The 10,878-nt window shown below is 41.8% G+C and carries 10 protein-coding genes; 2 read left to right on the top strand and 8 right to left on the bottom strand.

The window, feature by feature from the left end; all coding sequences use genetic code 11:
* Positions 1-332: 332 nt before the first annotated feature.
* The 3 genes from ACO5E4_RS01470 to ACO5E4_RS01460 form a co-directional block, all read right to left on the bottom strand.
* On the bottom strand, positions 333-671 hold the full coding sequence (locus ACO5E4_RS01470) for a cupin domain-containing protein (protein ID WP_006718932.1): 339 nt from the start codon (positions 669-671) through the stop codon (positions 333-335).
* A gap of 103 nt (positions 672-774) precedes the next feature.
* Positions 775-1,074: a chaperone modulator CbpM gene (locus tag ACO5E4_RS01465; protein ID WP_111295443.1), complete on the bottom strand. Its 300-nt coding sequence runs from the start codon at positions 1,072-1,074 to the stop codon at positions 775-777.
* Between the two features lie 22 nt (positions 1,075-1,096).
* A complete protein-coding gene (locus ACO5E4_RS01460; RefSeq protein ID WP_314955661.1) occupies positions 1,097-2,056 on the bottom strand; it encodes a DnaJ C-terminal domain-containing protein in 960 nt (319 codons plus the stop codon).
* Positions 2,057-2,341: 285 nt separating this feature from the next.
* On the opposite strand from ACO5E4_RS01460, the gene der reads away from it, so the two are divergent.
* On the top strand, positions 2,342-3,874 hold the full coding sequence (gene der / locus ACO5E4_RS01455) for a ribosome biogenesis GTPase Der (RefSeq protein WP_485861811.1): 1,533 nt from the start codon (positions 2,342-2,344) through the stop codon (positions 3,872-3,874).
* A gap of 40 nt (positions 3,875-3,914) precedes the next feature.
* Here der and ACO5E4_RS01450 read toward each other — a convergent pair whose 3' ends face one another.
* The 5 genes from ACO5E4_RS01450 to udk are packed head-to-tail and all read right to left on the bottom strand — an operon-like array spanning position 3,915 to position 9,433.
* Positions 3,915-5,738, bottom strand: coding sequence for a DUF4153 domain-containing protein (locus ACO5E4_RS01450; RefSeq protein ID WP_485861810.1), 1,824 nt, complete (start codon positions 5,736-5,738; stop codon positions 3,915-3,917).
* A gap of 56 nt (positions 5,739-5,794) precedes the next feature.
* Positions 5,795-6,985 carry a sugar transporter gene (locus tag ACO5E4_RS01445; RefSeq protein WP_485861809.1) on the bottom strand — a complete coding sequence of 397 codons (1,191 nt, stop codon included), beginning with the start codon at positions 6,983-6,985 and terminating at the stop codon, positions 5,795-5,797.
* A gap of 9 nt (positions 6,986-6,994) precedes the next feature.
* The gene (locus ACO5E4_RS01440; protein ID WP_485861808.1) at positions 6,995-8,188 is read right to left on the bottom strand and encodes an AsmA family protein; all 1,194 of its coding nucleotides are present in this window, start codon (positions 8,186-8,188) and stop codon (positions 6,995-6,997) included.
* A complete protein-coding gene (gene dcd, locus ACO5E4_RS01435) occupies positions 8,189-8,773 on the bottom strand; it encodes a dCTP deaminase (RefSeq protein ID WP_314955644.1) in 585 nt (194 codons plus the stop codon).
* 9 nt (positions 8,774-8,782) lie between these two features.
* On the bottom strand, positions 8,783-9,433 hold the full coding sequence (gene udk, locus ACO5E4_RS01430) for a uridine kinase (RefSeq protein WP_485861807.1): 651 nt from the start codon (positions 9,431-9,433) through the stop codon (positions 8,783-8,785).
* 262 nt (positions 9,434-9,695) lie between these two features.
* Here udk and ACO5E4_RS01425 point away from each other — a divergent pair, with 262 nt between their 5' ends.
* Entirely contained in the window at positions 9,696-10,736 is a 1,041-nt protein-coding gene (locus tag ACO5E4_RS01425) for an ABC transporter substrate-binding protein (RefSeq protein WP_485861806.1), read from the top strand.
* The last annotated feature ends 142 nt before the right edge of the window (positions 10,737-10,878 follow it).

Raw genomic sequence — 10,878 nt, 5'->3', positions numbered from 1 at the left:
AGCTGGTTAGAATACCTGCCTGTCACGCAGGGGGTCGCGGGTTCGAGTCCCGTCCGTTCCGCCACTTCTTTGAAGTTCATCAGTTACATTATTCCTCTCGTACTCATCTTTAAAAGTACATTCTCTTCGTCATATAAAGAATAAAATGATGCCAGAAATTTATTTTTTATTGTTCCTCACTACTTTTTGTCATGTGTAACGAGTTTCTATATCGCATAAGTAATGAACACTTTTTCACTAAACTACCTTTCTTAATTCTAGCAAATGCCGAAGCAACTATTCAAAACATAAAAATAAAGGCGCTTTCCCCAAGCGCCTCTTTTCTCTTCTAACTATCTTCCTTCTTTCGGAAATACCACAGTCAAAAACATTTTAAAATTTTCCAATGCGTATAGCGCATGAGGAATGTCCGCCGGAAGAACAATACTTTCGCCGGCATTGACATCATAATCAGTGGTGTCAATCGTAATTCGGGCTTTGCCTTCCAGTATAGTAACTAAGGCATCGCCACGTGATTTATGCGCACTGATTTCTTCGCCTTTTGGTAAACAAAACATGGTCAATCCCACCGCCGGATTTTGCGAGAAGGTTTTACTGATGACCTGTCCGTCCTGATATGTCAATAGATCATTAAGTTTTAGTACTGTGGCTTTTTCAATGTTTTTTAACATAGCATTTCTCCTTTTCAAGTTTCTAACAATAAAATCTACACATCACATACAGGTAAATTATTTCATTAACAACATAAATATATCATCAAAAATGACCGCACTTTTAGCCTATTTTCACCTCATCCAGTAAGGAAAAAGGACGATTCTGTTTACGTAATTCTTCTACTTCGTCCAATAGACGCATAATCAAACTTAGCGCAGGTACACTGGCATCAAAATCATGCCGCAAACGGCAAGCCCGACGCACGCGGGCCATTTGGAAACCACTGAAAATCGCCTGCTCGGGTCGCCCATCCACTGAAATCACGCCTTCTTCAATCAGTTCCAGTAACCACTGACGATCATCAGAACAGACTTTCAACATTTCATTAAAGCTCAATTTGATATCAATATCTTGATTCATCATTTCAATTCCTTGTTCTATTTTAGGCCTGTTTGCTGGCGAAATGTGTGGCAATTTGCTCCCATGCGGCACGGTCGGCGTCATCCTCAACCGGTGGCACCAAAATGCGAATATTCAAATATAAATCGCCCGGTTCTTTAGCCGGAATGCCTTTACCTTTCAAACGAATGCTTTTGCCATTTTGGCTGTTAGCCGGCAAGTTGAGTTGCAGACGTCCGCCAAGGGTTACAATCTGAATTTTGCCACCCAATGCCGCCAGCCATGGGAATACATCGATAGTTTGACAAACGTCTTTTTTATTTTTCACATAAAGATCGGGGCGTTCATGGAAGCGAATTTTCAAATATAAATCACCGTTTTCTCCTCCATTAATGCCCGGCAAACCTTGGCGAGCCAAACGGATTTGTTGTCCTTCCGTAATACCTTTCGGAATTTTTACGTTTAATGTTTTGTTTTGTTGAGTAATTCTGCCATATTCATCAATAGTCGGCACATTTAGAGTCACAGAACGCTCAGTGCCGTCATAAGCGGCGGCAATATCAATACTGAGCTCAGCATGCTGATCTTCGCCTTTCATTGGCCCTGTTTGGCGAGTATGTGATTGTTGTCCTCGACGCCCAAAGGCAGAGAATAAATCTTCGAAATGAAAATCTCCTTGTCCGAATGGCTCATCATCACCGGAATGGAATTCATAATGACGGAAACCATTGGTGTCGCCGTAAGCCCCCTCAAATGGGTTGTCTCGCGTTTGGCTTGTACCGTCAAATGGATTAGCCAACATTTCATCATATTCTGTCCGTTTTTGTGTGTCTTTCAGTGTTTCATAAGCTTCATTCACTTCGGCAGTTTTCTGCACCGCATCAGGTTCTTTGCTCACATCCGGGTGATATTTGCGCACCAATTTGCGATACGCTTTTTTTATTGTGTCGAGATCGGCGTTTTTATCTACGCCCAATATCTCGTAATAATTTCTTTTTGCCATAGTTATCCTTATTTCTTTAATTTTTAAATCATATTATTCGGTTTAATTTTTCGCTAAATTCTGAGCAGCTTAGGGTAACTTGATGAATCGTGAAGATGAACAGTACAAATTTTCGTCTATTTTAATATAATACCAACGCAAAAATTTTAAAGTGATTTTTAGAAATAAATTATTTCGTCCAACCCTTGTCATTTCTCATCACAGCCAAAATCCGCTATAATGCCAGCCATTTTTCAAGTGCCGATATCAATATTCCCGTGGCACATTCATTTATAAGAGGTTTTTATGACAACTCCCGTAGTTGCCTTGGTGGGTCGTCCAAACGTGGGCAAATCCACCTTATTCAATCGCCTAACCCGTACCCGTGATGCTTTAGTCGCCGACTTTCCAGGTCTAACCCGAGATCGTAAATATGGCCAAGCGCATCTTGCCGGACACGATTTCATCGTCATTGACACCGGTGGTATCGACGGCACGGAAGAAGGCGTAGAAGAAAAAATGGCAGAGCAATCATTACTTGCCATTGAAGAAGCAGACATCGTTTTATTCTTAGTGGATGCCCGTGCCGGCTTAACATCAGCGGATATCGGCATTGCAAACTATTTACGCCAACGCCAAAACAAAACCACCGTGGTGGTTGCCAACAAAGTGGACGGCATTGATGCTGATTCCCACTGTGCAGAGTTCTATCAATTAGGCTTAGGTGAAATTGCGCAAATTGCCGCCTCTCAAGGGCGTGGGATCACAAGCTTGATGGAACACGTGCTTGCCCCATTCGCAGAGCAAATGGCAGAAACGACAGAAGAAAGTGCGGTCGAAAACGCCGATGTTTCTTCCGAGGTCGCTGAATTTGACGAATGGGACGAAGATTTCGATTTTTCAAACGAAGAAGACACCGCACTTTTAGATGAAGAACTAGCACAAGAACAAACACCGGATAACCAAAACATTAAAATCGCCATTGTGGGGCGTCCAAACGTAGGGAAATCTACATTGACTAACCGCATTTTGGGCGAAGATCGCGTCGTGGTTTACGACATGCCGGGCACCACCCGCGACAGTATTTACATTCCAATGGAACGCGATGGACAAAATTACACGTTAATCGACACGGCGGGGGTACGCAAACGCGGTAAAGTGCATTTAGCGGTAGAAAAATTCTCCGTGATCAAAACGCTACAAGCTATTCAAGACGCCAACGTAGTGCTATTGGTTATTGACGCCCGTGAGAACATCTCCGATCAAGACTTGTCCCTCCTCGGCTTTATTTTAAACGCCGGACGTTCTTTGGTGATTGTGGTCAATAAATGGGATGGACTGGACACCGATGTCAAAGATCGCGTGAAATCCGAGCTCGATCGTCGTTTAGATTTTATTGATTTTGCCCGCGTGCACTTTATTTCTGCTTTGCACGGCAGTGGCGTTGGCAATTTATTTGATTCCGTCAAAGAAGCCTACGACTGTGCGACGCAGAAAATGACGACATCCATGCTGACTCGTATTCTGCAAATCGCGGTGGACGAACATCAACCGCCGATGATTAGCGGTCGCCGCGTGAAACTGAAATATGCCCACCCGGGTGGCTACAATCCGCCAATCATTGTGATTCATGGTAACCAAGTGGATAAACTACCGGATTCTTACAAACGTTATTTATCCAACCATTTCCGCCGTAGCCTCAAAATTATCGGCTCGCCGATTCGTCTGCAATTCCAAGAAGGCAACAATCCGTTTGCCGGCAGACGCAATAAACTCACGCCGAACCAATTACGTAAACGTAAACGTTTGATGAAGTTTATTAAGAAAGCAAAACGATAAACAAAAAGTGCGGTGAAAAATCACCGCACTTTTTTATCTTCTATTTATAGAATACGCCGGTAATGGATAGCCGTTGTGCGGCATAACCTTTGTAGTCACCTCTTTCGTCATATTCAATAGTTAAATAATCAAAAAAGACCACTACGTCACCTAGCACCACATAAGGTTTGGCGTCTTTTGTTAAGATGGCCAACTCATTTTTAGTGTATTTTTTGTGAATATCCAAATTGTGTCGGGCAAACAAATCACGCAAATAGGCATCAAGATTCCATGTAACGTATTCTCCACCCTCTTTTCGTTGTATTTTTAACAAAAAATCCGGCGGGTTATTGTTGCGCAAGAAATCTCCGCATTTGACATAAGCACCATTTAATTTGCCGTGCGAATCTAAAACCGCTTCCAATCCAATCTGACAATCCTCTTCTTTTGAATTAAGCTCACTAATGGTAAATCGACGATCTGCTACTTCACCGTTAAGCCACAGGAAACGGTTGTAATTCTGAATGTCCATAAACTGCTCTTGTTTATTTTCAATCTCAAAATAAGACACTAATTCCTCTTGATAACCATTTGATTCAGGCAACCATTCATAAAGCGATTTTTCTTTCGGAATACCATAATGTTGTTTGAATTCCTCAACCCATTGTTCATCTGCTCGTAACAACACTGCATAAGTTCTATTGCGAAATTCATCAGACAATTTAGCATCATTTCCTCGAGTCGCTGTCCATTGTTTAATGTGCTCTTCAGTTAATTTGCCATTGCTATCTAATAATTGTTGAGTTTTTACAAAATTATCAAAACGAGCCAATTGATCTTCGTAAGCGATTTGGTTTGCGTCAATCACAAAAGCATTACTTAATAACGCTAGCAACAGCACGCCGGCAAGAAGACGATATTGTCTGATTTTCGGCACGAGCAAAATGAAGTTCCATAATACAAGAATCATAGCCCCCATGAGTAAATACACGCGATCTTGGGTCAAGCCATAATACTGAATGCGAATAGACATGGCATACCACAACATCACCAACGGCAATAAATTGAGCCACGGCAACAGACGATAAAACTTCTGCCATTTTTCGTTATCCAACAGGATTTGCAAGGTATAAAGCACAATGCCAATCATCAAATAAGGAAATGCCACATTGGCGATCATGCCTTCCGGCATTTTACCTTGGATCAAAATCGACACTGCATAAGCGTAAATAATCAGAGTATAAATCACCAACGCAGGGGATAAAATCCAGTTTAGCAGAATCTTGCTTAATTCATTAAAACGCCCGCTAAAGAGATTTTCTCGTTGCGACAAACTTAAATATGCCAGTGGGAAAATCCACCACCACGTCACTAACCAAATCCGAGAATACATCGACAAGGCATACATATCCACATGGAATAATGCTTGAATGGCTGCTGCCAATCCGTTGCCTATTCCACCGATGATCAGCGCAAACAATGTGGCAATCACAGCATTGAGCATATTATTGAGCAAGATACTCATAAAAGTGCGGTTGTTTTTTGCCACGTTTTTACACAAGAAAATTACTAATACGGCAAGGTTTAAAATACCGAAACGCGCACTTTGTGTGAAATCGTTAAGATCAACCAATGTCGCCAACACTCCAAACGCGATAGGAATAAAAATACTCAAACGATAATATTTATTTCCATGGGTCAAATTAACCAACATAAACGCCATTGGCGCCCATAGCAAAAAGTCGGCATAACGCTCCATCATCGCCATGGGTTCAGGGGCAAAAATCGGGATTGCACCACAAATTGCCACCAATAAAAGCTCAACCGGGTGTCGAACCAAGGCTTGTTTCGCAAGTTGAACAAATTGCAAGAGCCATTTTTTCATAAAATTTCCTTCTTTTTATTAGAGATTATTTCCGCTATTGGCTTTTCCATAGCGAATTAGAGATTATTTCCGCTATTGGCTTTTCCATAGCGAAAATGAATATAAATAAACAGCAGTAGCCCCATCGCTGCAAAGGCCGCCCCGGAAAAACCGATATTGGCTAAACCAAAATGTTGCATTACTTGATTACCAAACAACGCGCCTCCTCCTATACCAACATTGTATAGCCCCGAATAAATGGCCATGGCTACATCCGTCGCATCCGGTGCCAGTTGTAGTACTCGCACCTGCAAACTCAGTCCAATGCCCGAAATACCAACACCCCATACGAATGCCAGTAAATACATGGAAAATTCGCTATGACTGAATGGTAATAACAAAATCAAAGAAAATACTAAAATAGCCATAGACGCCAACAAGAATTTGGCCGGCGCAAAACGGTGAAAGCGGTTAAAGAGAAGGCTTGCGGTTACCCCTGACAACCCAAAAATCAATAAAATTGCGGTGGCCACACCATCACTCATTCCTCCAACGCGAATGATGAAGGGCTCAATATAACTATAAGCGGTAAAATGCGCTGAGATAATAAGTATAGTTAATGCATAGAATCCCACTAATAACGGGCGCTTAAATAAAGAAGGCACGCTACTTAGTGAACCGGCGTTGCGACTAGCCAAGTGCGGTAGGAATCGATAAAGCAATAAGAGGATACAAAACGCAAGAAAAGCAATAATGCCAAAGGCTTCTCGCCAACCTAAAAACTGTCCGATAACCCGACCAAGAGGTAAACCAAGCACCATTGCTAACGCACTGCCCATTGCCAATAATCCAATCGCCTGTGCTTTTTTATCTTTCGGCGCAACGCGCACGGCAAGTGAAGCGGTAATGGACCAAAAGATCGCATGCGTAAAAGCAATGCCGATGCGAGAGAGCAATAACACCCAAAAGTCCCACGCCAACACAGAAAGCACATGGCTTGCCACAAAAACAATAAATAATTTAATGAGTAAACTGCGTCGCTCCAGTTTTGCCGTCATGAGCATAAAAGGCAACGACATGAGCGACACAATCCAAGCATAGAGCGTGATCATCAAGCCGGCTTGTTCCACCGGAATGTGAAAACTGTCGGCAATATCTGACAATAAGGCAACCGGCAAGAACTCTGTGGTATTAAAGACAAATCCAGCAAATGCCAGCAAAATGACACGAAAAAATTTCAGACGCCGAACGATTTGTAAAGAGTACATAGAGAAAAACTACTTTAATTTGAGTTTAATCAGTTCTTTGATTTTCTTGCGAAAATCTTTATTGATTTGCAATTCGTACCGAGGCGAATAACAGTTATCAAAAAAATGAATTGGCAAGGAAAGATCTGCATATTTTTCGTTTGCCAAACGGAGATTCAAATGAATGTCGCATTGCATTGCATTTAAATCTACTTGGCCAGAACCCTGCCCTAAAAGGGTAGAGGTTTTTAGCGTTATTCTATCAATCTTTAATTGGCTTTCGTTTAACGTAAAACTTGTTACCAATTTTTCATAAGGGGTTTTAATTTTGTCTTTTTGCTTGAGTTCTGCCTCATTCCAATTGATCGGCAAATATTGCCCTACAAGCGCCAATAGATTCACACCGGATAACTCCCCCTCATGTGCACTGAAATAGAATTTACCAGCTTTTATTTGCGACTGAACGAACTCGGCGGTAATGTCAAAATCCGTGTTGCCGGTGAGCGTATTTGGGAAATTAAATAATGCCAATAAGCGTTCGATAGGATAATTTTTACCTCTAAAGCTGACCGCACTTTGGCCTGGATAGCTTGCATAATCTAGGTGTGCGATACAAACGAAATCGCAATCCGAAATAATATCGGCAATAACATATTTAGTGTATTTGGATAAATCGACTTCTGCACGGAGAGTACCTAGCGGTTGTTGGTTTAGCTCAGCGTCTTCAAACACCACTGCAAAGTCGTTTTCTGCAAACCGTGAAATTTCCCCTTTATTGAAACGAAAATGGAAGCGTTGTAGATCGCCATATAATGGCTTATCCCATTCAAGCATCAAAGACTGAGGCCCATTAAACAACACACGATCTTGTTGAAAATTATCCAGATTGAAATCGGAGAAATGCATGTGTATATCAGCAGAATTGAGTGCATTATCGGAAAAACGAATATGTTGAATATCTAACTGTGTAAGTTGCAGATTTCCGGAAATTAAAGCAGAAAAATTAAATTTTCCTTTTAATTTCTCAATAGAAATTTGGTTATGTTTACCCCCCTCAAAAGAGACATAGGGCTGTGGGAAAAAACCAATACTAAAATGTTGAAATACAGTTTCATATTGTGCCAACTTGGCACTTACCGCACTTTCTAGTTTATTAAGTTGAACATAAAAAAAAGCAAAGATCGCTAACATCACGACCAATGTCATCAAGGCGATCTTTTTCATTTATTTATCCTTGTCAATGCGACTGGCAACCGCGTTTTGTTGATTTTTGTATTTGGCATCTTTACGGCGATTATACGGGCGTGCCGCTATGCCACTTAACACTTCAAAACTCAAGGCACCAATCACCATATTTGGACGCAACGCCAATGGCAACTTGCCGGAATTATAAAACTCCAACACAATTTTGCCTTCCCAACCCGGATCGATACGGTGTGCCGTTACGTGCACCATGAGACCCAAACGCGCCAAAGAAGATCGTCCGTCTAGCCAACCGATAATATTCGCCGGCAGTTTGACTGATTCTAAAGTAGTGGCAAGGGCAAGCATGCCGGGATGCAAAAAGAAAGCTTCGTCATCAGCAATAATAATTTCATCACTCATGACTGACTCCAACTGCGCAGAGACTTCCTCTTTCGGCCCACTTAAATCAATGTAAGGGGCGGAATGTTCACGAAACACACGAAAAGAATTCCCCAAACGAACATCAATCGTCGCACCATTAATTTTATCGTTAGACGGGCGCGGATTCAGCGAAATTAAGCCTTCATCCAGATAACGTTCAATGTCAGTATCACATAATCTCATTTCAGGCCCCTATTTTTGGCTTAATAATTGCATAATTTGCGCTTTTAACATATTGATGGCAATGCGGTTTTTTCCCCCGCGTGGGATCACAATGTCAGCGTGTTGTTTAGAGGGTTCGATAAATTGCAGGAACATCGGACGCACCGTGGCACGATATTGATCAATAACAGATTGAAGGGTGCGCCCACGTTCTTCCATATCACGCTGTAAACGGCGAATAAAGCAAATATCTAACGGTGTATCCACAAACACGGAAATATCAGCTAACTGGCGCACACGCTCATCGGTAAGCAACAAGATCCCCTCTAAAATCACAATACGTTTTGGCGTAAAGTGAGTCACTTCATCGGTTCGGGTATGCTCTACATAACTATACACAGGAATATCGACGGCGTTACCGGCTTTCAAGGCTTTTAAATGGGCAATAAGCAAATCGCGGTCCATAGAGTTTGGGTGGTCATAATTGGTTTTAACCCGTTCAGACATCTCTAAGTGGCTTTGATCTTTGTAGTAACTATCTTCTGCAATAATACCGATTTCTTCACACCCTAGTTCATGACAAAGTTCTTTATGTACAGTAGAGGCAATAGAACTTTTCCCTGAAGCCGAAGCGCCGGCGATAGCGATAATAATACAAGATGGTGTTTGATGCTCTGACATACCGTTTCCCTTTCCCTCATTGAGTAAATAACTTGGCGAAATTATAAAGAAAAAAGCGTTTTTTTGACATAAATAGATCTGTTTACAAACAATTTTTCTACAATTAATTTTTTACGCAACAGATTCACTCATAAAATTCTTCATTTTGTGAGACTTCTCACATTAATTGATAGTTATTTTATGTAACATGCAAACCTCAAAAGCACTTGCTTGAGCATATTCATATTACATTTTCATTTTATGGACAATAAAGAGGTACAACATGAAGCTAAAATCACTTTCTCTTGCAATTTCAACCGCACTTTTAGCCGGTGGATTACTCGCATCACAAGCTGCAACGGCACAAGGACGTTTAGTCGTGTATTGTAGTGCGACGAACATTTTATGTGAAACCACCACCAAAGCGTTTGGTGAAAAATATGATGTCAAAACCTCCTTTATTCGTAACGGATCAGGCAGTACTTTTGCTAAAGTAGAAGCGGAAAAAAATAATCCGCAAGCCGACGTGTGGTTCGGCGGTACATTCGACCCACAAGCGCAAGCGGCTGAATTAGGCTTAATCGAACCTTACAAATCTAAACATATTGATGAAATCGTAGAACGTTTCCGCGATCCGGCAAAAACCAAAGGTCACTATGTTTCTGCTATTTACATGGGGATCTTAGGTTTCGGCGTGAACACAGAACGCCTGGAAAAATTAGGCATTAAAGAAGTGCCAAAATGCTGGAAAGACTTAACGGATCCACGTTTGAAAGGGGAAGTACAAATTGCTGACCCACAAAGTGCCGGTACAGCCTATACTGCGCTTGCCACATTCGTACAACTTTGGGGTGAAGACAAAGCCTTTGATTTCTTAAAAGCGTTACATCCAAACGTTTCCCAATACACCAAATCCGGCGTCACCCCATCCCGTAACGCGGCTCGCGGTGAAGCAGTCGTGGGTATCGGTTTCTTACACGATTACGCCCTTGAAAAACGTAATGGCGCACCATTGGAACTTGTGGTGCCATGTGAAGGTACAGGCTATGAATTAGGTGGCGTGAGCATCTTAAAAGGCGCGCGTAATCTCGATAATGCAAAATTATTCGTAGATTGGGCGTTGTCTAAAGAAGGCCAAGAATTGGCATGGAAACAAGGTGAATCCTTACAAATCTTAACCAACACAACAGCAGAACAATCGCCAACGGCGTTTGATCCAAATAAATTGAATCTCATCAATTATGACTTTGAAAAATACGGTGCTGCCGAACAACGCAAAGCCTTAATTGAAAAATGGGTTCAAGACGTTAAATTAGCGAAATAAGCACGCTAAAGTGCGGTCGAAAATTCATGTCTTTTTCTCACCGCACTTTTCTTATATGGATGGCTCGTGTCCTGACGACACGAGTCCATCACCATCATTAGGACGCACATCAACAAACGTGCGTTACCTCGACATCAAAAAC

The sequence above is a fragment of the Aggregatibacter sp. genome (assembly GCF_057314075.1).
Note: the sequence above shows the minus strand (reverse complement) of the source record. Positions and strands in the feature narration are given on the sequence as shown.